We start from the raw sequence: 23,183 nt of genomic DNA, 5'->3' as shown, positions 1-23,183 counted from the left end.
CGCCAATCGCCGTCCACAAAAATCAACGCCGCTTGCGCGCCCCCAGCCGAATCCACGTCGGCGCGTGGTCGCTGGCATGGGGCTCGTTGCGCACCCAGGCATCGACGCCAGCCTCTTGCAGGTACGGACTCAGCGCCGGGTTGAGCAGCAGATGATCAATGCGCAAGCCGGAGTTTGTCTGCCAGTGCTGACGGAAGTAATCCCAGAACGTATAGAGACGATCCTCGGGATAAAGATGACGCAGGGAATCGGTCCAGCCCTGATCCAGCAGTCGCTGATAACACTCGCGACTCTCGGGTTGCAGCAGCGCGTCCTTGAGCCAGGAGCGTGTGTTGTAGATGTCCAGGTCAGTGGGCACCACGTTGTAGTCGCCGGCCAGCACCACCGGATGCTCGCTGCCCTGAAGCGCCTGTGCATAACTGATCAGGCGTTCGAACCACGCCAGTTTGTAATCGAACTTCGGCCCCGGCTGCGGGTTGCCATTGGGCAAGTACAGGCACCCCACCAGCACCCCGTGAACCGCCGCTTCGAGGTAGCGACTCTGGGTGTCGCTTTCGTCTCCCGGCAGGCCGCGCCGACTCTCCAGCGGCTGCGCATCCCGGGCCAGGATCGCCACGCCATTCCACGAGGACTGGCCGTGCCAGATCGCACCGTACCCGGCCGCTTCCAGCTCCGCGGCGGGGAAAGCACTGTCGACTGATTTGAGCTCTTGCAAGCAGACGATGTCGGGTTGTTCTCGCGTCAGCCAGGCCAGCAGGCTTGGCAACCGCGCACGCAAGCCGTTGACGTTGAACGTCGCGATTCGCAAATTTTTCATCGACCAAAGCTCCGGGTAGCGAGGTGCCTAGTGTGTGACATCGACCCGTTCAGGTGGTTGCGCCGACGAAGCAATGTACGGCGTAATAAGTGCCCAGCGCCCTGCCCGATCTGCCGAGAACATCGACCTCATGGAAACACTCCTGGAAGGCAACCGAATCATCCTGCGCCCGCTTCAATACACCGATGCCGAAGCGCTGGTGCGCGCCGCCGCAGATGGCGAACTGTGGAACCTGACAGTCACCATCGTGCCCTCCTCGACCACCGTCGACAGCTACCTCAAAAAAGCCCTCGACGGACGCGATGCCGGCAGCGTCCTGCCGTTCGTCATTGTGCTCAAGGACACGGGCAAGGTCATCGGCTCGACACGCTTCTGGAAAGTCGACCGGCTCAACCGCAAGCTCGAAATCGGCAGTAGCTGGATCGGCGCCAGTTGGCAGAAAACCTTCGTCAACACCGAAGCCAAGTACCTGATGCTGCGCCATGCCTTCGAAGTGCTCGATTGCGTTCGGGTGCAATTCATCACCGACGAAAACAACCAGAAATCCCGCAACGCGATCCTCAGGCTGGGCGCACAACAGGAAGGCATCGTGCGCCACGAGCGGATCATGCCGGACGGACGCAAACGCAACTCGGTGCGGTTCAGCATCATTGATGATGAGTGGCCACTGGTTAGGCAGAATCTGGAAAAGAAACTGGCTGAATACGAGCCCCGTTAACACACGATCTACTGTGGGAGCGGGCTTGCTCGCGAAAGCGGTGTGTCAGTTACAGCAATGCTGGATGTGCCGACGCTTTCGCGAGCAAGCCCGCCCCCACAGTGGAAATTTGCCAATGCTTAAATCCTGGAACGAAAAGGAAATCGTCACCATGCCCCTCCACTATCGCTTGGGCCAACCCGCTGACGCCTTGTGCATCAGCGGCCTCGCCACTCAAGTGTTCCTCGACACTTACGCCACCAGCGCCAACCGCACGACGCACGACCGTAGAAGAGGCGATCTGCCTTTTACGTGCAGCGTTCCGTTGACGGTCGGGCCTACCACTCGTCACGCAAACGGCACAAACCGGACCGCGAGTCACACCAACATCATGTAATGCCTCATTTCTGGAGACGAACCATGATGAATACCAAAATCACCGCGTTGTTGCTGGCCGGAGTGCTGTCAGCGGCGTCCGTGACCACGTTCGCGGCATCCAACGATTCCAGTGGCACCTCGTCAGGCGCTAGCAGCAGCGCGACAACGTCGCCCAATAAAACCAACACCCCGAGCTCCCCCACCGGCGGTAACACGTCGGACAATGACAGCCCGGCCACTGGCAGTAACGGTGGCGCCAGCGGTTCGGGAGCCGGCACCACTGGCGGAACGGAGCCTGCTGACGGCGGAACCAGCGCTGCCGGGAACGGTAAAGGCAGTTGAACGCATCAACGCAGGCCATGACATCAGTCATGGTCTGTCGACTGCTGTAAACACATGATTGGGTCAGGTACGCCCCTTGGGCGCTATCAGCCGATTGACTGATTCACCGGTCCGAACGCATCAACGCCTCGACGCCGCCCTCCATCGACAATACCGCTGATCGGTTTCGTCCCGAGTGCTTGGCCTGATACAAAGCAGCGTCCGCCCGCTGGATGAATACTTCGATACTGTCGCGCCCAGTCGGCACAAACGAATAGCAACCCAGACTGACCGTCACGTAACCGGTGGGTGAGCCGCTGTGGGTGATGTTCTTGTCCATGACGCTGCGGCGGATCTGCTCGGCAATCGCCATCGCACCGTGAATGTCGGTGTCGGGCAGCAACGCCGCAAACTCTTCGCCACCGTAGCGCACCGCCAGATCAGCCTTGCGATGGCAGCAACTCTTGAGCGCTCGCGCCACTTCGGCCAGGCAGTGATCTCCGGCCACGTGGCCGTAGGTATCGTTGTAACGCTTGAAGAAATCGATATCGAGCATCACCAGGCTCAGCGGGCTTCCCTGTCGGGCGCCACGGCCGAATTCGATCTCCAGCGCCCGTTCGAACAGACGCCGGTTTGCCAGGCCGGTCAGGCTGTCATGGGTCGCGATCAGTTCCAGCGCTTCCTGGGCCTTGCGTAGGTCAGCTTCGATCCGCCCCCCGTCGCGCACTTGATGAATGAACACCCAGCCGAACAGCCCCACGCCCAATACCACCAAGGCCACAATGACGCTGGATTGAAACGCGGTGGCGTACCACTCCTTGAGAATCGCGTCCCTGGAGGATGCCGCCGACACCACCAGCGGATAACTCTCCAACTGTCGGTAGCCATACAAGCGAACCGTGTCGTCGACCACCGAACTGATCATCGCGTTGCCAGAGGTGGCGACGGGCAGATGCTTCTGGAAAATCGCCCCTTGGGCCAACGAGGTGCCGATTTGCGCTTCAACAAACGGTCGGCGCGCCAGTAACGTGCCGTCCGTGAGCGCCAAAAACATTGCCCCGTGGTCATCAATGCTGAAGCTTTTGAAGAACTGATCGAAGTACGACATCTTGATGCCGGCCAGCAACACGCCCTCGAAGTTGCCGTCCTTGTCGTTGATGCGCTTGGTCACCGGAATGATCCACTCGCCGTTCTCGCGACTGCGAATCGCCGGCCCGATGTGCGCCAGGGACGAGACGTTTTGCTGGTGGTATTTGAAGTATTCGCGATCCATTACACCGGAGCCCCGGGGCAAATCCTGAAACGAGGTCACGACCCACTGACCTTGTTTGTCGAACAGGAAAATCCCGTGCAACTGGTGCAACGCCTGCACCCGTCGGGCGAAGGTTTTTGCAAACGCGGCTTTTGTTCACCATCGAAACCATCTGCCTGAATCCAGTCCACAAGACTGGTCAGCACCAGATCGGCCTTGGTAAACGTGTCTTCAGCCTGCTGCGCCATCGCCCGGGTAAGGTTAGATGATGCGATTTGCGCCAGGGCCAGGTCATGACGGCGTGACTGCTCCAGTTGCAAGTACAGCAAGCCGCACAGGCATAGGCACACCGCCGCAATAAACAGCGCCGCAGCCTTGAGCAGAGGCAGGCGTTTCAGGGCACCAGGAGCGTGGTGCAAGTCATGAATGGGGATCGGCAAAAGTGCTTCCTGGAGGGCACGGCGTGGGCGAAAGGCCCAAAGCCCTTATTTTTTGTGAGCTTAGTCTACGGGGGCGTCAGGGGCCAATGGGAAAACCATCTCTGCTAGGATCACAGGCCTCAAACCCTGTCCCGACAAGTTTGCCCAAGGAGGAAAAAACATGACTGCCCACCCTCACCCAACCACCATCAATACCGCCGTTTTCGATCTCGGTAATGTACTTATCCGCTGGAACCCCAGAAACCTTTACAAAAAGTTGTTCGGAGATGACGTCGAGGCCATGGAAACCTTCCTGGCAGAGGTTTGCCACACCGCCTGGAACGAACAACAAGACCAGGGCCGGACCTGGCAGGAAGCGATTGAGGAAGCCATCGCCCGGCATCCGGACCAGGAAGCGCTGATCCGCGCCTACCGCGAACGCTGGGAAGAAATGCTCGGCGGCGCCATCGAAGACACCGTAGCGATCCTTGATGAACTGCACGCCAACGGCATTCGGCTGCTGGCGCTGACCAACTGGTCCGCCGAAACCTTCCCGATTGCCCTTGAGCGTTTCGAGTTTTTGCAGCGATTCGAGGGGATTCTGGTGTCGGGCGTCGAGGGCGTGATCAAGCCTTCACCGGAGATCTTCCAGTTGCTGGCGTCACGCTACGACGTGGATAGTACTCGGGCGGTGTTCATTGATGATCACCGGCCAAACATTGAAGGGGCGCAGCGCGAAGGATTTCACGCGGTGCAGTTCTTCGACGCGGCGCAGTTGCGCAAGGATTTGGTGGCGCTGGGATTGCCGCTTCAAGCAGGCTGAAATTGGAGGATGCCCATTCGCGAGCAGGCTCACTCCCCCACTGGATCTGTGTCGTGCACAAAATCTGTGCTCACTGAAGATCAATTGTGGGAGCGAGCCTGCTCGCGATGACGGTTTCACATTCAACACGTGTGTTGCCTGGTCGTCCGCTATCGCGAGCAAGCTCGCTCCCACAGGTTCTGCGTTTTAACTCACCGATTTCAGCGCGACGGTGGCACCCGAATATCGCCGTCACGACACGAGGTCTTCACACCTTTCCCGCACGCGCCAAACCCCAGGTCCTTGCCCAGGCATACCCGCACTTCCGACAACTGCGGGCCATTGCAGATCACCGCGATACCGTTCGCGGCAATCCCGGGATTGCTTTGACGGAACAGGTCGATGATTTCCTGGGCCTGGAAGTAATGGGTGGTGGTGCTGAAGGGTTGCAACTGCTCAGGGATTTTCACCGCACCGACGGCCTTGTCCGCCACGTCCAGATAACCCGAGGCGCCGAGACCACTGCAAGTGCCGTGCTTGGACCATTCATGCTCAAGCAACTTGGGCGTCGGGAACAGCGTCAGCCCCTGCTTCTGCTCGGCCGGCGACAACGCCACCATTGGCGGGCACGACTCCGGCCAGCCACCCTTGGCGTATTGCGGCCAGAGGCCGTGAAGCACAAAGCCGTAGCCTTTGCCGGAGCATTGCGTGTCGTCTTTGTGAGTCAGGCAGAACGTCGGCGACCAGGACAGCGTCAGCAAGTAGTAATCGAACACCCCCGCCACCGACTCGGTCGGGGCTTTGCCTTGGTGTGATTGCCGAGCCGAACTCAGGCCGATGTTGCCGAAAGTAATCGCAAGGATTGCGATGGCTGCGTAAAGCTTCTTCATATACCCACTCCTTGGGGACAGTGACAGATTTGATGCCTGACCGAAGAACGGCCAACGGATGGTTTTTGTCACGCTTGTGTTGCAAGCGCATGACGCAGGGCAAAACGTGCATTACCTTGAAAGGGCTACGATCACACTTACATCACGACAGGGAACCGAAATGAGTAAGGCAGACGAGCTCGCCGCAAAACTGAAAGAAAGCCGACTAACCAGCTCGGATGCGAGCACCAGCACCGATCAGGCGATCGACAGTTGGCCCAGCCAAGTTTATGCAATGTATCACCAGATCGAAGCCTGGCTGAAGCCGCTGCTGGAGGCCGGCCTGAACATCCGCCGAAACCCCACTCATGTCTTCGAGCGTCACCCCGATGGCGCGACCTACGCCTACGCCATTGACCAACTGATGATCGAAGGCAATCACCGCCACATCACCTTGATCCCAATCGTGCGCTTCACCGCTGACGGCGCAGGGCGTGTCGAGATTCACCTCAAAGGCAAAGAAATCCCCCTGCTGCGAACTGTAAACGAACACGGCGAAACGCAGTGGTGGTTGCAGGCAATCGAGCAATCCGGGCAACAACCGGACGCAGTGGCGCTGACGGAAGTGAATCTGCTGTCGGTGATACAGGAGGGACTGGACCTCTGATCCCCTGCACTTCCCCTTGTGGGAGCGAGCTTGCTCACGAAGAGGCCTTCACATCCGACATTGATGGCGACTGCCACGCTGCTTTCGCGAGCAGACTCACTCCCACGAGGCTGAGTGTCGACCACACGAAATCAACTGTGGGAGTGGGCTTGCTCACGAAAGCGGTTTGTCATTCACCAATGATGTCGACTGACAGGCCGCCTTCGCGAGCAAGCCCGCTCCCACAGTGATTCGGTATTGATCAAAAAGCCCGGGGCCGCCCGTTTATTGGCTGACCACAATCTTCCCGATCATCTGCGGGTGCAGCACACAGAAATACTCAAACTCCCCCGGCGTGTTGAACACGTAGGAAAAGCTGTCATTGGTGTCCAGCGCTCCCGAGCGGAACACTTTGTGGGTTTCTGCCACGGTATGCGGGATCTGGTCGTCGTTAACCCACGTCACTTTGGTGCCCACCGCCACGATCAAATCCTTGGGGCCGAACATGAATTCCTTGATATCGACCTTCACTTCCGCCGCCCACACCGGCATCGACAGCATCAGGCAAACCGCGGCCAAGAGTCGCGTTTTCATCTCAAATCCTCCCTAAACCAGTGTCGAATCGATCAGCGCCAGCGGGTGCTCGCCCTGTGTCGCTCGCACTTCAGTGATCCCCAGATAGTTGCGCAATTGATCAGCCGCCACCGTCATCGGCCCAGGTGCCGGCGCCGTGCCTGGTGCGGGCTGCGGATAAGCCGTGCCGCGGGCGGTGTGGAAGGTGATGTTGCCCTCGACCTTCTGGATAACCTGATGAATATGCCCGTTCAATACCGTCACCGAACCGTACTTGCGCAGCATGGCAATCGCCTGATCGCCGTCCTCGGTGCCCCAGCCCCAGGGCTGATAAATCGTCCACAACGGAATATGGGTAAACACCACCACGGGCGTGCTGGTGGACACGGCGCGCAAATCATCGGCCAGCCACGCCAGTTGATCGGCGCCGAGGGTCGCTTCGTGGCCGGCCTGGAAGTTGAAGACATTCACCAGCGCGATGAAATGCACGCCGTGGTCATCGAAGCTGTACCAGCCATTGCCCTTGGTGCCCTTGCCGTAGCGCTCGAGGTAGAGCTTGCCGCCGCCCTCGTCGAGGGTGTCGTGCTCGCCCGGCACGTAGTGAATCGTGGACGGCAAGCCCTTGAGCAGTTGCGCGGCAGTGTCGAACTCTTCCGGTTTCGACAGGTGGGTGATGTCGCCGGTGTGCAGGATCAGCGACGGCCGTTTCGGCAGCGCAATGACCTTGTCTATGGCCACCTGCAGGGTTTTCAGCGGTTCCGGGTTCGCCTCTTTGTTGAAGCCGATGTGCGAGTCGCTGATCTGCACAAAGTGGAACGTGCTCGCGGCCAGCGCTTTGGGGTCGGAGGCGTTGCCGGCCTCGTCCAGCGCAAAGGCCCGCGGAATGCCGCCGCTCAAGGCCCAGATCACGCCGGCGCCGGCCCACGCGGAGCACTTGAGCAGCGTCCTGCGGTCGGGGTTGAGCGGACCGTCGGTGCGCCGTTCGTATTTTGAGTGAATGTCCATCGGTATGCCCTCGCTGGCGGACTACAGTGATGTAGCTGACAGGAGATACAACCGAGCAAGGCGAGTCTTTATTCCGTGTCGGAAAATAAGTTTTTTTCCGGGAATAAATCGCCACGCAATACAGTTAAGGGGGAGGACGGTTCGGAAACCACTATGAAGCGATTTGAGGAACTGTTTGCGCCCCACATGGACGCCGCCTACAACCTCGCGCGCTGGCTCACCGGCAACGACAGCGCCGCGCGCGATGTCGTGCAGGAAAGTGCCCTGCGCGCTTTCAGGTTCTTGCATCGCTTCGCCGACGGCAATTCCAAGGCCTGGTTCCTGACCATCGTGCGTAACGAAAGCTACACCTGGCTCAAAGCCTCCGCCGGCCACCGTTGGGTCGCCATCGGCGATGAGCTCCCCGAAGACGACGCGGCGTTGAGCCACAGCCAGACCCCGGAGCTGCTGGCCATTCATATGGAGAACGCGGCACTGGTCCAGCAAGCCCTGTGCGCTTTGCCAGCGATTTTTCGCGAGGTCATTGTTCTGAAGGAGCTCGAAGACATGCCCTACAAGGACATCGCCCTGGTGGTCGACATCCCCATCGGCACTGTCATGTCGAGACTGGCTCGCGCCCGCGCCATGCTCAAACTTGAACTATTGAAGTTGCATAGCCATGACTGACCTCAACTGCACGGCTTGCCAGGTGCTGATCCATGGCTACCTGGACAAGGAACTGGATCCGACAACGACTGCGAAAGTAGCCGGGCATTTGGCCAAGTGTGCCGAGTGCACGCGGTTGCATGATCAGGCGAGGTTGTTGACGGTCAGTGTGAAACGGCATGCACCGTATTACTCGGCACCGGCGTCATTGACCGCCAGCGTGTTTGCTCCTGTAGTGCCACGGACCAGCACCGTCGAACGCTGGCGAAATTGGTTCGCGCCAGCCTTTTCAGCAGCGGCGCTGGCCTTGGCGCTGGTGCTTTATGTGGCAACGCCTGGCAGCGAACAACCGTTGATGGACGAAGCCGTCTCCAGCCATGTGCGGTCATTGATGGGTGAGCATTTGAACGATGTGGTGTCTTCCGACCGCCACACCGTGAAGCCCTGGTTCACCGGCAAACTCGATTTCTCGCCACCGGTGCTCGACTACTCGGCGCAGGGGTTTCCATTGCTGGGTGGGCGGCTGGACTATCTGCAACACCAGACCACGGCAGCGCTGAGTTATGGCCGGGCGAAGCACATCATCAATGTCTTCATCTTGCCGACGACTGAGAGCGACAAACCGCCGATAACCCAATCTATTCGCGGCTTCAATGTCGTGTCCTGGCAGGAGAATCACATGCGGTTTGTGATGGTGTCGGATGTGGAGAAAGGTGAGTTGGAAACACTCGGCCAGTTGCTCAGAAAGGGAGCCTGAAGGAACTGTTGACGTCGCCCGCGTAGGAGCTGCCGAAGGCTGCGATCTTTTGATCTTGATCTTAAAAACCAAAATCAAAAGATCGCAGCCTTCGGCAGCTCGGGATTTATGGCTTGGCTTGCCCGTTCGCCGCCTGCAAATCCAGCGCCGGCAACTTCGCAGGAAAATTCAGCGCCTTCAATACCGGATCATCGTAGCCATACACGTCCGGCTTAAACGCCACCCGTCCATTGTTGCCCATGTCCACCGTCCAATACGCCAACAGCACCGGCACTTTCACCGGCAGCCGGATGTTCTCGGTCTTCCCGTTGGCCAGTTGCTTTTGAATCCCGGCGCTGTTCCAGCGCACTGGATCGTTGAACAACAACTCCACCAGTTGCAACGGATTCTCCACTCGAATACAGCCCGAACTGGTGGCGCGGACATTCTTGGCAAACAGATCACGGTGCGGTGTGTCATGCAGGTAAATCGCATAGTCATTGGGGAAGCGGATGACCACCTGGCCCAATGAGTTTTCCGGCCCTGCATCCTGGCGCAAGGTGATGCCACGCGGGTTGCTCCAGTCGATGGTCGACGGATCGAGCATCTTCCCTTCCCGATCATACGGACGAATACGGTTGGCGCTGAGGTAGTTGGGGTTGCTCAAAATCTTCGGCAAGACGTCTTCTTTCAGAATCGTCGGCGGCACGGTCCAGGTGGGGTTGAACGTGACGTAGGTAATCTCGGCCTGAAAGATCGGCGTGCTGCGAAACGGTTTGCCGACCTGCACTCGGGATCGCCAGATCGGCTGGCCGTCGCGGTACAGCGCCACCTTATAGCCAGCAATATCGACAATCACGAACGTACCTTGCAGCTTATAAAGCAGCCAGCGCGCCCGCTCCATGTTGACCCGCACCTGGTCGATACGCGCCTGTACCGGCACGTTCAACGCGGCGAGGGTCGTCGCCCCGGCCACGCCGTCCGCCCCCAGGTATTGCTCGGTTTGATACTTCTTCACCGCCGCGATCACAGCACCATCGTAATCGGTGCGTTTGCCTTTTGCGGTTCCAGATAACCACCTGCCACCAAGCGGGCACGCAACTGCCCGACGGCAGGATCGTCCATCCCCGGCGTAAGCTTCTGCCCGGCGGCAACCTTCGGCCAGCCGCCTCTGTCACGGACTTTGCGCAACTGCGCCAACGCCTCACGTAAACCGCCATACACCGCCTCTTGCGGCGGTGCCTGCGCGAAGGCGCGGGCGACATCATGGGTGTCCAGTGCGATGAAGAAGTTATTCACGTCGGCCCGGGGGTCGACGCCGGCAAGGTCAAAGTTCCAATGCATGTCTAACCGAGAAGGATCGACTTTGCCCCGGCGCAATTGCAGCAGTGCGGTGATGTAAGTGCGGGTCGCCGCGAGGTCGAAGGCAGCTTGCTGTGCAGGCGTTGGCGCCGTGTTCTGCATCGACGCCTGAGCCATGGCCAAATCATCGATACGGAAATCCGCAGGCTCCAGCCCATCGATCTGCGTGTCGTTGAGGCTTTTCAACAATTGGGCAACATCATCCGGGTTGGTCCAGGCTGCCCGAAATTGACGATGGGTGTAAAAATCCAGGACCACACGATTAACGTCTATCCGTTGATGCCGCGGGCGAGTCATCAGCGGCGGGAAGGCCGTGATCATCGGTTCCAGCACCGCGTGAATCTCTTGGGCGACGTTGTCGTCGGGTATCGCCTCGATCATGCTGATCGGTGCAGTTTCCGGCGCAATCGGCGAAGTTTCAGCGAACGCCCCGCCGCTGATCAGAAAGACCATAATAAAGGCATGGCTTATGACGAATAACCTTGAAAGTTGCCCCATGGATAATCCTTAATCTCCTGCATTAAGCACTTGGCGAAAGCGCTGCTAAACTCGAAATAACTTGATGAGACATCTCTATGGCGCTAACCCGCTTTGGCTTTCTATGCTCGGCCCTGCTGTTGGCGGTAACGTCAATACCAGCAGCGTACGCCGATTCTCTTGCCGCCGCCCTCGCCAAAGCGGCTCCTGGCGCTAACGCCAACGTCATAAACCTGGCCGTACGTGCCACGCAATGCCGCATTGCCAAAGGTGCAGCCCCGGCTCAACGACTCGCCGTTATCGACTACTCATTGCCTTCGACCGAACAACGCCTCTGGGTGTTCGATTTAAAGAAGCGAAAGTTGCTGTTTCATGAACTGGTGGCACACGGTCGCAACAGCGGCGAAAACATGGCCAGCGAGTTCTCCAATCAGAATGAAAGCAACGCCTCCAGCCTTGGCTTGTATCGGACTCAATCGAGTTATCTGGGGCACAACGGCTATTCGTTACGAATGGAAGGATTGGAGCCCGGGTTTAACGACAATGCGTTTGACCGGGCAATCGTGATTCATGGCGCTCCGTATGTCAGCCCTAAACTTGCGCGTATCAATGGCCGGATCGGTCGCAGCCTGGGATGCCCGGCGGTGCGGCCGGCGATTGCGCATCGGCTGATCGATTCGATGAAGGATGGGCAGTTGTTGTTTTCGTATTACCCGGATCAACGCTGGCTGACGAAGTCAGCAATTGTGAATTGCGGTGGTGCGACGGTGGCGGATGTCTCCAAACCGTAACCGCACATAAAAATGGGCGACCGCATTGGCTCGCCCTCCTCCATGCCTGAACCCGGCAAACTAACAAAACCGTAATCCCCGCCTCAGCCTGCTGAAAGGCAGCGCTCGCTAGCCTCCCCGTCAAGTGCTCTTCCCTGTGTCCAAGCTGCGGGTCAGGAACACACTCAAGGGCAGTATTGATTGCGGGGTTGGTGGCTTGGTTGGGGACGTTGAGTCCGGAGTTGGCCGACTAATCGTGTTTCATGACTCGTGCTATAGATATGCTGGAAGCGAACCAGAGGAGCATCGGCCTTGACCCCGGAAGAGAAAACCAACGTACGGATAGCGTTGGCAGATGCGTTTGTAGACAACCACGTCGACTATGCCTACATCGCCGAGCGCATTCGGCCTTACGACTTAAAGATTGTGGAAAACATCCTGTATTCAGAAGTAGCACCGGTGTGCTTCTGGAACCTGGAAACTCCCGTTCCACCTGTCTGGACGGGGTTTGAGGATGACTCGCTGCTGAGTGAGATCGACCAAGCGCTGAATGCCCGAGCGGCGAGTCGGGTTCGTCGTGCTGTCGAAAAATTGAAGGTAGCTTGGTTGCGGTATAGCTATGGGTACATCTGGAAGGAAATTCTGAAACACGTATGACCGCACGGGCAATTACCTTGCCGGAAACTACCCCTACATGGGCTCAAGGATGAAAAAACTGATCGCTGTTGCCCTGCTGATTTTGTCAGGCATATTGAACATCGGGTACTACAACGCCCTTGAAGACGGAGACGTAGAAACCATCCCCTTCATAAAGAAACACCCCACTTTGCAAATCAAGTTCTACAACATCCACGCCAATGATGGCGAAATTCGAAAAGTGGAACGCCTGACGGAAGAGCAACGGAGGTGGATTATTGACTACTGCAAATATCGGTTGGGGATCGAGACGGATCTGAAGACTCAGAATGATGTGGATATGTGCAGTAAAAAATGAGTTTTCTGTGCTGCGTTTGTAAACGCCACACAACCTTTGCACTCACTGCTCGCTCCGTCCGCTACAGAATTCGATCAGAGTCGCACCCTATCGAGCCATTACAACCAATGACCCCCTCTGCCCGGCCTAAAGGACTATTTAACCCTCACGCCTTCACTCCTAGGATGAATCCCTATTGATAAGTGCACCACCGGTCGCCCAGGCCAGTAACCACTAAAGTGAGGGCTAATTATGAGCAGCACGTTCTTCATCCCATCCGTAAACATGATGGGCATAGGCAGTCTTGATGAAGCCATGGACGCTATTCGCAAATATGGCTTTCGTCATGCACTAATCGTAACCGACGCCGGGCTGGCAAAAGCCGGGATCGCGGACAACGTCGCCAAACTGCTTTCAGCTCAGGACATCAACGCAACCATATTCGATGGTGCCAAGCCAAATCCGACTGTTGGCAACGTCGAAAAAGGTCTGGAGCAACTCAAGCTCAGCCGCGCAGACTTCATCATCTCCCTGGGTGGGGGCTCTCCCCATGACTGTGCCAAGGGCATTGCCTTGTGCGCCACCAATGGCGGACATATCAGTGACTACGAAGGTGTCGATCAATCTGCCAAGCCACAAATGCCACTGATTGCCATCAATACCACGGCGGGCACAGCCAGTGAGATGACCCGCTTTTGTATCATCACCGACGAAACCCGCCACGTGAAAATGGCCATCGTCGACCGTAACGTGACACCACTGTTGTCGGTTAACGATCCCTCATTGATGGCCGGCATGCCTAAAGGCCTGACCGCCGCCACCGGCATGGACGCCTTGACACACGCCATCGAAGCCTACGTTTCAACCGCGGCCACGCCAATTACCGATGCCTGCGCACTCAAGGCCGTGGAATTGATCTCTGCCAATCTGCGCAACGCGGTCACCGACGGCAGCAACATGCAGGCGCGGGAAAACATGGCCTACGCACAGTTTTTGGCCGGGATGGCGTTCAACAATGCCTCCCTTGGCTACGTGCACGCCATGGCACACCAACTGGGTGGGTTCTATGACCTGCCGCACGGTGTCTGCAACGCGATATTGCTGCCTCACGTCGAGAGCTTCAACGCCAGCGTTTGCCCGGCTCGCCTGAACGACGTAGCAAAGGCGATGGGGCTTGATACCCAACATCTTGACCACGAACAAGGCGCTGCGGTGGCCATCGCCGCCATCCGTAAATTGTCTTCGGATGTCGGCATTCCGAGTGGTTTGGCTGAATTGGGAGTCAAGGCAGATGACATTCCAACACTGGCGGCCAATGCCATGAAAGACGCGTGCGGCTTCACTAACCCTCGACCCGCAGAACAGGCGCAAATCGAGGAGATTTTCCACGCAGCCATGTGATTACGACGCAATGAACGCCAGGCAACTGACCGGGTACCAGGCGTTCAAATTCGATCCGAATTTCTTCAGGATCGCCGACAACTCATTCGGGATGCATTGCTCTTTCGACCTGGTACCTCAACAATCTTCTCCAGCCAAGGCCATTGAGTAGTGGTCACCTCTGCCGTGTAAATGGGTATAACGTCGTGCCGAGTTCCTGTCCCGGAGACCTAAAACACTGGCGCCCCTCGGAATATCCCAATCCATCTAAAACCATCCAAAAAACCGGGACAGATTTATTTACGCCATGTGCTTCAGCACCCAAAACTCGCTTGAGCCCCACAACCCCAATCCTGATAAACTCCCGCCTTTCAGCCCTACCCACTTCAGACCCCTAATGCCCCCAATCGCCGCCGCACCCACCCCGCTCTCCCGCCGCTTCTCCGTCGCACCGATGATGGATTGGACCGATAGACATTGCCGCTTCTTCCTACGCCTACTATCCAAACACGCTCTTCTCTACACCGAGATGGTCACCACCGGCGCGCTGCTCAACGGCGATCACGACCGTTTCCTACGCCACAACGAAGCCGAACACCCGTTAGCCCTGCAACTCGGCGGCAGCGTCCCCCTCGACCTGGCCGCTTGCGCACGCATGGCTCAGGACCACGGCTACGACGAGGTAAACCTGAATGTCGGCTGCCCGAGTGATCGGGTGCAGAACAACATGATTGGCGCGGTGTTGATGGGGCATCCGCAGTTGGTGGCCGATTGTGTGAAGGCGATGCGCGATGCCGTGTCGATTCCGGTGACGGTGAAGCATCGGATCGGGATTAATGGGCGGGACAGTTACGAGCAGTTGTGTGATTTCGTCGGCACGGTTCGGGATGCCGGGTGCACGAGTTTTACGGTGCATGCGCGGATTGCGATTCTGGAGGGGTTATCGCCGAAGGAGAATCGGGACATTCCGCCGCTGCGCTATGACGTGGCGGCGCAGTTGAAGAAGGATTTCCCGGAGTTGGAGATTATTCTCAACGGCGGGATCAAGACGCTGGAGGCCTGTCACGAGCATTTGCAGACGTTTGACGGCGTGATGCTGGGCCGTGAGGCGTATCACAATCCTTATGTGATGGCTGAGGTGGATCAGCAGTTGTTCGGCAGTACGGCGCCAGTGATCACCCGGGCCGAGGCACTGGCGCAGTTGCGACCTTATATAGCCGCGCACATCGATGCAGGCGGTTCGATGCACCATATCACTCGGCATGTGCTCGGGCTGGGCACCGGTTTTCCGGGGGCGCGCAAGTTTCGGCAGTTGTTGTCGGTGGATATTCACAAGGCTAAAGAGCCTTTGGCATTGCTGGATCAGGCGGCGGAGTTGCTTGAGGGGCGTTGATCGCCAGCGACGACATGTTTGAAGAGGTTCATTTCACCTCAGCGTTGAATCGATTCAGACTCGAAATGGCTGAGACAGTGCTGAATAATTTGACCGTGGTAGCGTTAAGCGGCAGTCAGCTGCCGCGCTAATCGCTATGGAAAAATATGGCATCAGAATGAAGGTGGACAGAGTGATGGCTTAAGGATAGCGTCCGACCCCAACCACAATCGAACCATCTGTGAGGGATCACATGGAGCTATTGCTCATCATTTCTGCTGTTTGCATTCTTACCCTTTTGATTTTTCGGTTCAAAGCGGCAAGAACTATAGCCAAGCTGACAGTAGAGCTTCGACAGCGAGACGAGGTTATTTTTGGTCAAAACCAAGAAAAAACCGAACTCTTGAATCGAATCACGGCTTTATCAAAGTATCAAAACATTATTGACGCTGAAGGATGGGCGAAAAAACTCATTGCGGAAGCAGAAGCCGAATTGGCTAACGCTAAACAGGATGCCTCCCGAGAGCGCCAGGACGCGAATCAGGCTGCAAAGGCCAGAATTGCGCAATCCGAACGAAATCTGGAAGAGGCTCGCGCGACAGCCGACAGAATCATTGAGCAAGCAAATAAACGTGCTGAAGAAATTGCTGGCGATGCTTACACCGCCATGAGCCGAGCGAAGGAATTTGCGGATACCGCTCGAGCAATGAAGAACATCATCGAAGGTTACGGCGATGCCTACATCGTTCCTACCTACAACCTACTCGATGACCTCGCCGAGGAATTCTCATTTACCGAAGCAGGACAAAAACTCAAAGCCGCACGCGATGCGAGTCGAGGCATGGTCAAGGCTGGCAGAGCGGCTGCCTGCGATTATGCAGAAGCCAACCGCAAAGGCACGGCCATCCGCTTTGTGATCGATGCTTTCAACGGCAAAGTCGATTCGATCCTTTCAAGAAACAAGGCTGACAATCACGGAAAACTCGAGCAAGAAATCCGGGATGCATTTGCGATGGTCAATCACAACGGCACCGCCTTCAGAAACGCCCGAATTACCGAAGAATACCTGGCATCTCGCCTCGAAGAGCTTAAATGGGCCGCCACCACTCGAGCGCTGAAAGAACAGGAACGCGAGGAACAACGCCAATTGCGCGAACAAATTCGCGAAGAGGAAAAAGCTCGCCGAGAATTCGAACGTGCAATAAAAGACGCAGCCAAGGAAGAAGAAACCATCAAGAAAGCGATGGATAAAGTGCTGCAACAAGTCGCTACGGCCAATGATGCACAACGCGCCGAATACGAAGCCAAACTCCGAGAACTGGAATATAAGCTTCAGGTAGCCGAGGAGAAGAATCAGCGAGCACTTTCCATGGCTCAGCAAACGCGGGCAGGTCACGTATACGTCATTTCCAACGTCGGATCGTTCGGGGAAGAGGTATTCAAGATCGGCATGACTCGCCGCCTGGAACCGAAAGATCGAATCCGCGAACTAGGCGACGCCAGTGTTCCGTTTGAGTTTGATGTGCATGCAATGATTTTCAGCGATGATGCACCGGGCCTCGAAAAGACCTTGCATAGGCATTTCCTTCGTCGCCAGATGAACAAGGTTAACCCGCGTAAAGAGTTCTTCCGTCTGGAGCTTGCCGAAATCCGTACTGAGCTGGAAAGTCTGGGCGTTGAAACACTATGGACCATGACTGCTGAAGCCCACGAGTACCGCGAGACCATCCGGATCGAGCAACAAATTCGAGAAAATCCGGTTATTGAGCAGCAATGGACCCGACACCAGCTTGAACTTGAAGCCCAGGAAGAAATTGAAGAAGCTGTTTGAAGTCATTACCGACCTTGCATGCAAGGCCGGTACATTTTGAAGCGCTTGGCACTGGCGATAGCGTCTGGAGCTAGACTTTGAAGCCAGCTCCGCCATCCTTTCAAAACAAAAGCATTGAGACGATGGATGATGCTCATGGATGAAAGCGCGTTCGTGACGACAGATGCTGAGCGCAATATAGGAGAGAGCCCCTTTCGAATATGCTGATCCCCTAAGCACTACTGATCCCCCACGCAGGTGCCGAACGGGCAAACGATTTCCAACCCGCATGGCTTACGGCGTCTACTCCTTTACGACTTGCAAGTCTAATTCCCGCTAACCGTCAGCTGCGTTGAACCTGTGGTCTGATTTGGCATCGTATTTACCGATACCGCGCCCCGCCATTCAAACACCCGTTTCGCGGATGTTGCCGCTGGGGCCATTGATACGCACACACGCCCTTGAGTGGCTGTCAGCGCTCGGGTAATGTCATCAGACCCATAGGACAGAGCACGCCCATGACTTCCAAGCTGGAACAACTCAAACAAATCACTACCGTCGTTGCCGACACCGGCGACTTCGAAGCAATCGCTCGCGTAAAACCCGTGGACGCTACCACCAACCCTTCCCTGCTGCTCAAAGCGGCCGCCATTCCCGGTTATGCCGAGTTGCTGAACGCTTGCGTTCACGACTGCAAGGGCGATGTGGGCCTGGCGAGCGACCGTTTTGGCGTTGCGGTAGGTCAAGAAATTCTGAAAGTGGTCCCTGGCCGCATTTCCACTGAAGTGGACGCGCGCCTTTCGTTCGACACTGACGCCGTATTGAAGCGCGCGCACCGTCTGATCGAGCTGTACGACAAAGCCGGCATCGGCCGCGACCGCGTACTGATCAAGATCGCTTCCACCTGGGAAGGCATCCGTGCCGCCGAGATTCTGGAAAAGGAAGGCATTCAGACCAACCTGACCCTGCTGTTCTCCTTCGCTCAGGCTGCGGCGTGTGCTGATGCGGGTGTGTTCCTGATTTCGCCGTTCGTGGGTCGCATCTACGACTGGTACAAGAAGGCCAACGGCAACGACTACACCGGCGCGGATGATCCGGGTGTGCAGTCGGTGACGCGCATCTACAACTACTACAAGGCCAATGACTACAAAACCGTAGTGATGGGCGCGAGCTTCCGTAATCTGAATCAGATCGAGCAGTTGGCCGGTTGCGATCGCCTGACCATCAGCCCGGACCTGCTGGAGAAACTGGCAGCGGATAACGGCAAGCTGGAGCGCAAATTGGCGCCAGGGCATGCCGGGGAAGCGCGTTTGAACTTGAATGAAGCGCAGTTCCGTTGGTTGTCCAACGAAGACGCTATGGCGACCGAGAAACTGGCTGAGGGGATTCGTCAGTTTGCTCGGGATCAAGAGAAGCTTGAGGCGCTGCTGCAAGCCAAGCTGTGATCTAGTTCGAGGCAATGCAAAAAGGGCGAACCCTCACAGGTTCGCCCTTTTTTATGCGCTGGTGTTTGTGCGGCGTTGAGGCAAATGAGGACCTGTGGCGAGGGAGCTTGCTCCCGCTCGACTGCGCAGCATTCGTAATCCGGCTAACTGGGATTTGACTGACGTAACGAGGTGAATGGTTTTAAGGCCGCTTCGCAGCCCAGCGGGAGCAAGCTCCCTCGCCACAGGCCAGCGGATGGCCGGGGATCAATGACGCTCTAAAGCATTCACCAGATCATGGAACGCTTCACGATTGGAGTCGTTGAGGCCCATGAGGATCTTGTGTGCTTCAAGCACTTTGATCCGTACGATTTCTTCGGACTGATCCTGGTCTGGCAGGTCGGTCAAGCACTCAGGGCACGGGATAGGGCGGTCAACGATGTTGAACACCTGCTCGAAGCCCATGGACTGCAGCAGACGGGTGATGTCTTCGTGGGTGGTGACGACGGTCGGCAGCAGGCCGACCTTCTGCCGCGACAGGATCGACAGTTTGGCCAACAGGCCCAACGTGGTGCTGTCGATGCTGCGGGTTTCGGTCAGGTCGATCACGATCGCGTTGAAGTTCAACGCCGTGAAGATCCGCTCAATAGTCGCATCCAACGCCGAACACAGGGTCAGGCGAACTTCACCGACGAACTTAAGGACGAAGGTGCCATCCTGCTCGGCGAACTGGATTCTACCGGTACTCATTAAAGATTCCTGCTCAACACCAACAGGGCGATATCATCCGGCATCTCCCCTAGCGTGGCCAATCCAAAAACCTGCCGCAGCCCATCCAGGGTGCCGCCCGCAGCCTTGACCCGTTGGGGCAACGCCGCTTCTTTCTCTTTGAGTGTAGGTTCTGGCAAAAGGTCCAGGATGCCATCAGACATCAGCGTCAAGCTGAACGTCGGTGGCAACTCCATCACGTGATCTTCGTAGGTGGCTTCGTTAAAGAGGCCCACCGGCAGACCACGCCCTTCCAGATAACGAACACTGTCTGGCGTGTACAACACAGGCAAGGGCAAATGACCGCCGATGCTATAGGTCAACAAACCTGTCTCCTCGTCGATGACACCACCGACCATTGTGACGTGTTTACCCAGCTTACAACTGATCAGGCCTCGGTTGATATGACCAAGGACCTCTGAAGGTTGGAATTCCGGCAATGTGCCATTGCGCTTGGATTCGAACAGCAAGCGCGTGGTCATGAATTTCAGCAGCACAGTAACGAAGGCTGAAGAGGCGCCATGACCGGAAACGTCCGCCAGGTAGAAGGCTACCCGACGTTCGTCGACCCGAAAGTAGTCGACGAAATCACCCGACAGGTACAGCGACGGGATGATCTGGTGAGCAAACTGAAACTCATCGATGGTCCAGGGACTGACCGGCAGCATGTTCATCTGCACCTGGCGACCGGCGTTCTGGTCTTCCTGGAGCAGGTTCAGGCTGGCTTCGAGCTCGCGGTTAGCCTTTTCGAGCTTGTCGCGGTAGCGCTGGTTTTCCAGCAGCAGGCGCGCACGATCCAGGGCCCGGCGCACAGAGTGCTCGAGCACAGCCAGATCTTCGAGAGGCTTGATCAGGTAGTCCGCCGCGCCCAGGCGCAGGGCCTCGACCGCATCGTTCATCACGCCGGCACCCGATACCACGATAACCGGGGTTTGAGGCGACAGCTCGGTGACCTGGCGAATGAGTTCGAGTCCGCCCATCTGCGGCATGCGCAGATCGCAGATGACCAAGTCGGGCTTGTCTTGCTCGAATACCTGAAGACCCTGCTGGCCATTGCTGGCTTGCAGGACACTGAAACCACTGTCTTCCAAATAGGCGGCGAGGCTCGCGCGCACTACTTCGTCATCATCGATTATCAGCAGCGTGGCACTGGTTTTTGGCATGTGGGCAAACGGCGCCAGAATTAGGTTGGCGTAGCAGGCAAGGGTTTTATCCCGGCTCGTACTACTGGATTCGCTTTCTAGCCTCTCTGTTGCACTGTTTTCGAGCGTTTGCCCTACACACAGGTCCACCAAAGGTGCCCTTCTAAGGCGCAGACGGTACTCCCATCCGCGGGGCGTTTCAAGCTCACGCCGATGGTCGCTTGACGTCTTTACTTGTCAAATCACCGGGAGTTATAAGAACAGGCAAAACCGTAACCCAATGGAAGGATGAAGCCCATGAGTCAAACCGATCGGGACTACAGCGAAAAGCGCGATTTCATCCGCATGCGGGTCGATGCCGATGTGTCGCTGATTCACGAAGGCGATGAGGTGCCAGCCGTCTGCATCGACCTTTCCAGCAGTGGCATGCAGGTTGAGGCACCACGCTTGTTCAAGGTCGGGGACCGGCTGAACGTACGGATCGATTCCGATCACACCGCCCTCAAGGGCCTTGAAGCCGACACCGAAGTGGTGTGGGTGAAGGAACAGGACGGCGAAAGTCAGAAACTCGGGCTTACAATCTTGAAAATGAAATAACCACCAATCCACAACGAAAGAAGGCGGCCAATGGCCGCCTTCTTCGTTTTACCGCTTTAAATCAAAAATCGTCTACGACGTGGCCGTCTTTGACTTTGAATTCGCGGTTCTGCAGGTAAGCGTTGCGGATGAAGATGTACTTGTCGCCGTTGATCAGCTTCTCGGCCGACAGCAAGCTGGCACGGGTGTCGACGATGTTCAGGCCGAATACCGAATTACGCACCGGAATATCGTTGATGTACGGGTACGGGCCGGTGTAGCCATCGACAATCTTGGACGGTGCGTCTCGCAGGGTGCTTGGGCCGAGCAATGGCAGCATCACGTACGGACCACTGCCAACGCCCCAATGACCGAGGGTCTGACCGAAGTCTTCGTCGCTGCGGTTCAGGCCCATTTTGGTGCCTACATCGAAGAAGCCTGCCAGACCAAAAGTGGTATTGAGCAGGATACGTGCGGTATCGACGCCAGCAGCATGTGGCTTGGCTTGCAACACGTTGTTGAACAGATTGGTCACGTCACCGACGTTGCGGAACATGTTGTGGATACCATCTTCCAGGAATTGCGGCGTCACGTAGTCGTAGCCCTGAGCAATCGGCTTCAGCGCGTAGGTGTCGACAAAGTCGTTGAACTGGTAAATCGGGCGGTTGACACTTTCCCAAGGATCGTCTTCCGAAGCTGCCTGAGCGGCAAACGGAACCAGCAACACGCTGGCACACACACAAAGCTGAGCGAGTTGATTGCTCCAGCGCATAGAAAAACTCCTTGGATTGTACTGGCGCGGGCGCGCGGCCCAAGCGTTAAGACGGCTAGTATAAGACGGAAAAGCGAGTTTAGTCAGCGTCGCATGAGTCGGCTTGCGGATGTTGCAAAATGACTGAGAGCAATTCACATCAATGTCACTCAACTGTCACCGTCCTCCCATAGTCTTGTCGCTATTTCAGGGACGTTGATATGTCGCATGCCGAAGCCTTGCCTGACGCCGCACTCAGCCTGACTGCCGTACTGTTCGGACTCAGTGGTTGCCTGGTGGATTTTGGCGCCCGTACGCGCCAGCCGGGCGCGCCCTGCGCCGAACACGCCGAGGTCACCCCCGGTGCCCTGGATAGCCTGCACAGCTTGCAGCGTCAGAAAATCCCCTGCGCCTGGCTGGATGAACTCTCCCCTGCCCTCAGCCAAGCCCTTGCTGCCGCCCTGCCAGCGTGGATCAAACCTTCGCAACATCCAGCAACAATCAATCCATGGCCGGCTCCAAACGCCTGCTGGCAAGCGTTAATGGCGTTGAATGTCGAGCGACTGGACGGCTGCGTGCTGGTCAGCGGCGAACCGCGATTGCTGCAGGCCGGGCTCAATGCCGGGTTGTGGACCATTGGCTTGGCGTCCTGCGGTTCGCTGTGCGGGCTGGCGCCGAACGAATGGCAAGCCTTGAGCCAAAAGGACCGCGAACACCTGCGGGGCAAGGCGACGATGCAGCTGTTTGGTTTAGGGGTACATTCGGTGATTGATCACCTCGGCGAACTCGATACCTGCCTGGCGGACATCAGCCTGCGCCGACTCAAGGGCGAAAAGCCCTGACAGAGATCATGCAGGTTGCCCGGGAGTGGATTAATCTAAAGACCAGCCATAGACCTTTGGCGTGCTGCTGCGGTCTATGCCAGTGCCTATCGATAAAAGGAAGAACGCCATGCCTGCCCGCGAACTGCAAGAACAGCTCAATACCCTGCGCGAGCAATTGGAACAGAATCCGCCGCTGTCCGAAGCCGAGCGCGATGACCTGCACGCGCTGATGCAACAGATCGAACTTGAGATTGAACTGGAAACCAAGACCAAAGACTCCAACCTCGCCGATGGCGTGAACCTGGCTGTCGAACGCTTCGAACTGGAACACCCGGCCATTGCCGGCACCTTACGCAACATTGTGCAGACCCTGGGCAACATCGGGATCTGAACC

Annotated in this window: 24 protein-coding genes and 3 pseudogenes; 17 read left to right on the top strand and 10 right to left on the bottom strand. The window is 57.1% G+C overall.

Annotation, left to right across the window (positions count from 1 at the left end):
• Nucleotides 1–22 precede the first annotated feature (22 nt).
• Nucleotides 23–817, bottom strand: coding sequence for an exodeoxyribonuclease III (locus RHM58_RS19300; RefSeq protein WP_201202247.1), 795 nt, complete (start codon nt 815–817; stop codon nt 23–25).
• A gap of 130 nt (nt 818–947) precedes the next feature.
• Here RHM58_RS19300 and RHM58_RS19295 point away from each other — a divergent pair, with 130 nt between their 5' ends.
• The 3 genes from RHM58_RS19295 to RHM58_RS19285 all read left to right on the top strand — a co-directional run bounded on the left by RHM58_RS19295 (nt 948) and on the right by RHM58_RS19285 (nt 2,234).
• A complete protein-coding gene (locus tag RHM58_RS19295) occupies nt 948–1,535 on the top strand; it encodes a GNAT family N-acetyltransferase (RefSeq protein ID WP_322267893.1) in 588 nt (195 codons plus the stop codon).
• A gap of 115 nt (nt 1,536–1,650) precedes the next feature.
• Entirely contained in the window at nt 1,651–1,911 is a 261-nt protein-coding gene (locus RHM58_RS19290) for a hypothetical protein (protein ID WP_322267892.1), read from the top strand.
• 23 nt (nt 1,912–1,934) lie between these two features.
• Nucleotides 1,935–2,234: a hypothetical protein gene (locus tag RHM58_RS19285; RefSeq protein ID WP_322267891.1), complete on the top strand. Its 300-nt coding sequence runs from the start codon at nt 1,935–1,937 to the stop codon at nt 2,232–2,234.
• Between the two features lie 103 nt (nt 2,235–2,337).
• Here the strand turns inward: RHM58_RS19285 and RHM58_RS19280 are convergent.
• Nucleotides 2,338–3,905 (bottom strand): annotated as a pseudogene (locus tag RHM58_RS19280) (diguanylate cyclase).
• A gap of 160 nt (nt 3,906–4,065) precedes the next feature.
• Between RHM58_RS19280 and RHM58_RS19275 the strand changes: the two are divergent.
• On the top strand, nt 4,066–4,707 hold the full coding sequence (locus tag RHM58_RS19275; protein WP_201255265.1) for an HAD family hydrolase: 642 nt from the start codon (nt 4,066–4,068) through the stop codon (nt 4,705–4,707).
• Nucleotides 4,708–4,907: 200 nt separating this feature from the next.
• Here RHM58_RS19275 and RHM58_RS19270 read toward each other — a convergent pair whose 3' ends face one another.
• Entirely contained in the window at nt 4,908–5,576 is a 669-nt protein-coding gene (locus tag RHM58_RS19270) for a ribonuclease T2 family protein (protein WP_201255266.1), read from the bottom strand.
• Between the two features lie 160 nt (nt 5,577–5,736).
• On the opposite strand from RHM58_RS19270, the gene RHM58_RS19265 reads away from it, so the two are divergent.
• The gene (locus RHM58_RS19265; protein WP_322267890.1) at nt 5,737–6,222 is read left to right on the top strand and encodes a hypothetical protein; all 486 of its coding nucleotides are present in this window, start codon (nt 5,737–5,739) and stop codon (nt 6,220–6,222) included.
• A 264-nt stretch (nt 6,223–6,486) separates the two neighbouring features.
• Here RHM58_RS19265 and RHM58_RS19260 read toward each other — a convergent pair whose 3' ends face one another.
• The gene (locus RHM58_RS19260; RefSeq protein WP_322267889.1) at nt 6,487–6,795 is read right to left on the bottom strand and encodes a cupredoxin domain-containing protein; all 309 of its coding nucleotides are present in this window, start codon (nt 6,793–6,795) and stop codon (nt 6,487–6,489) included.
• A 12-nt stretch (nt 6,796–6,807) separates the two neighbouring features.
• Nucleotides 6,808–7,779 (bottom strand): metallophosphoesterase family protein, encoded by a 972-nt coding sequence (locus RHM58_RS19255; protein ID WP_322267888.1) that lies wholly within the window; start codon nt 7,777–7,779, stop codon nt 6,808–6,810.
• Nucleotides 7,780–7,932: 153 nt separating this feature from the next.
• On the opposite strand from RHM58_RS19255, the gene RHM58_RS19250 reads away from it, so the two are divergent.
• On the top strand, nt 7,933–8,445 hold the full coding sequence (locus RHM58_RS19250) for a sigma-70 family RNA polymerase sigma factor (RefSeq protein WP_201204290.1): 513 nt from the start codon (nt 7,933–7,935) through the stop codon (nt 8,443–8,445).
• On the top strand, nt 8,438–9,181 hold the full coding sequence (locus RHM58_RS19245; RefSeq protein WP_322267887.1) for an anti-sigma factor family protein: 744 nt from the start codon (nt 8,438–8,440) through the stop codon (nt 9,179–9,181). The genes RHM58_RS19250 and RHM58_RS19245 overlap by 8 nt, the downstream gene beginning before the upstream one ends.
• A gap of 106 nt (nt 9,182–9,287) precedes the next feature.
• Here the strand turns inward: RHM58_RS19245 and RHM58_RS19240 are convergent.
• Nucleotides 9,288–11,020, bottom strand: a pseudogene (locus RHM58_RS19240) (L,D-transpeptidase family protein).
• Nucleotides 11,021–11,097: 77 nt separating this feature from the next.
• On the opposite strand from RHM58_RS19240, the gene RHM58_RS19235 reads away from it, so the two are divergent.
• The 4 genes from RHM58_RS19235 (at nt 11,098) to yiaY (ending at nt 14,143) form a co-directional block, all read left to right on the top strand.
• Nucleotides 11,098–11,790: a murein L,D-transpeptidase catalytic domain family protein gene (locus RHM58_RS19235; protein ID WP_201255271.1), complete on the top strand. Its 693-nt coding sequence runs from the start codon at nt 11,098–11,100 to the stop codon at nt 11,788–11,790.
• 291 nt (nt 11,791–12,081) lie between these two features.
• A complete protein-coding gene (locus tag RHM58_RS19230) occupies nt 12,082–12,426 on the top strand; it encodes a hypothetical protein (RefSeq protein WP_322267886.1) in 345 nt (114 codons plus the stop codon).
• A 49-nt stretch (nt 12,427–12,475) separates the two neighbouring features.
• Nucleotides 12,476–12,763 carry a hypothetical protein gene (locus RHM58_RS19225; RefSeq protein WP_201255273.1) on the top strand — a complete coding sequence of 96 codons (288 nt, stop codon included), beginning with the start codon at nt 12,476–12,478 and terminating at the stop codon, nt 12,761–12,763.
• Nucleotides 12,764–12,994: 231 nt separating this feature from the next.
• Nucleotides 12,995–14,143: an L-threonine dehydrogenase gene (gene yiaY, locus RHM58_RS19220; RefSeq protein ID WP_322267885.1), complete on the top strand. Its 1,149-nt coding sequence runs from the start codon at nt 12,995–12,997 to the stop codon at nt 14,141–14,143.
• 65 nt (nt 14,144–14,208) lie between these two features.
• Here yiaY and RHM58_RS19215 read toward each other — a convergent pair.
• Nucleotides 14,209–14,389, bottom strand: a pseudogene (locus tag RHM58_RS19215) (site-specific integrase); the annotation flags it as partial.
• Nucleotides 14,390–14,519: 130 nt separating this feature from the next.
• Here RHM58_RS19215 and dusA point away from each other — a divergent pair.
• The 3 genes from dusA (at nt 14,520) to tal (ending at nt 18,749) form a co-directional block, all read left to right on the top strand.
• On the top strand, nt 14,520–15,515 hold the full coding sequence (gene dusA, locus RHM58_RS19210; RefSeq protein ID WP_322267884.1) for a tRNA dihydrouridine(20/20a) synthase DusA: 996 nt from the start codon (nt 14,520–14,522) through the stop codon (nt 15,513–15,515).
• A 232-nt stretch (nt 15,516–15,747) separates the two neighbouring features.
• Nucleotides 15,748–17,325 carry a DUF4041 domain-containing protein gene (locus RHM58_RS19205; RefSeq protein WP_201257043.1) on the top strand — a complete coding sequence of 526 codons (1,578 nt, stop codon included), beginning with the start codon at nt 15,748–15,750 and terminating at the stop codon, nt 17,323–17,325.
• A 497-nt stretch (nt 17,326–17,822) separates the two neighbouring features.
• On the top strand, nt 17,823–18,749 hold the full coding sequence (gene tal, locus RHM58_RS19200; RefSeq protein WP_169370732.1) for a transaldolase: 927 nt from the start codon (nt 17,823–17,825) through the stop codon (nt 18,747–18,749).
• Between the two features lie 246 nt (nt 18,750–18,995).
• Here tal and rssC read toward each other — a convergent pair whose 3' ends face one another.
• Together rssC and rssB are read right to left on the bottom strand one after the other, a co-directional pair.
• Nucleotides 18,996–19,478 carry an anti-sigma factor antagonist RssC gene (gene rssC, locus RHM58_RS19195; protein WP_123403442.1) on the bottom strand — a complete coding sequence of 161 codons (483 nt, stop codon included), beginning with the start codon at nt 19,476–19,478 and terminating at the stop codon, nt 18,996–18,998.
• Nucleotides 19,478–20,659 (bottom strand): two-component system response regulator RssB, encoded by a 1,182-nt coding sequence (gene rssB / locus RHM58_RS19190; RefSeq protein ID WP_201192762.1) that lies wholly within the window; start codon nt 20,657–20,659, stop codon nt 19,478–19,480. The genes rssC and rssB overlap by 1 nt, the downstream gene beginning before the upstream one ends.
• A gap of 276 nt (nt 20,660–20,935) precedes the next feature.
• Here rssB and RHM58_RS19185 point away from each other — a divergent pair, with 276 nt between their 5' ends.
• On the top strand, nt 20,936–21,235 hold the full coding sequence (locus RHM58_RS19185) for a PilZ domain-containing protein (protein WP_201204931.1): 300 nt from the start codon (nt 20,936–20,938) through the stop codon (nt 21,233–21,235).
• Between the two features lie 61 nt (nt 21,236–21,296).
• Here RHM58_RS19185 and RHM58_RS19180 read toward each other — a convergent pair whose 3' ends face one another.
• Nucleotides 21,297–21,986 (bottom strand): VacJ family lipoprotein, encoded by a 690-nt coding sequence (locus tag RHM58_RS19180; protein WP_201204933.1) that lies wholly within the window; start codon nt 21,984–21,986, stop codon nt 21,297–21,299.
• Nucleotides 21,987–22,186: 200 nt separating this feature from the next.
• Between RHM58_RS19180 and RHM58_RS19175 the strand changes: the two genes are divergently transcribed.
• Entirely contained in the window at nt 22,187–22,807 is a 621-nt protein-coding gene (locus RHM58_RS19175) for an HAD family phosphatase (RefSeq protein ID WP_201204936.1), read from the top strand.
• 109 nt (nt 22,808–22,916) lie between these two features.
• Nucleotides 22,917–23,180 (top strand): DUF4404 family protein, encoded by a 264-nt coding sequence (locus RHM58_RS19170; protein ID WP_201204938.1) that lies wholly within the window; start codon nt 22,917–22,919, stop codon nt 23,178–23,180.
• Nucleotides 23,181–23,183 lie beyond the last annotated feature (3 nt).

Source organism: Pseudomonas sp. 10S4, assembly GCF_034344865.1.
In the GTDB taxonomy this organism is placed as follows: domain Bacteria; phylum Pseudomonadota; class Gammaproteobacteria; order Pseudomonadales; family Pseudomonadaceae; genus Aquipseudomonas.
This window is presented reverse-complemented; position numbering and strand designations above follow the sequence as displayed.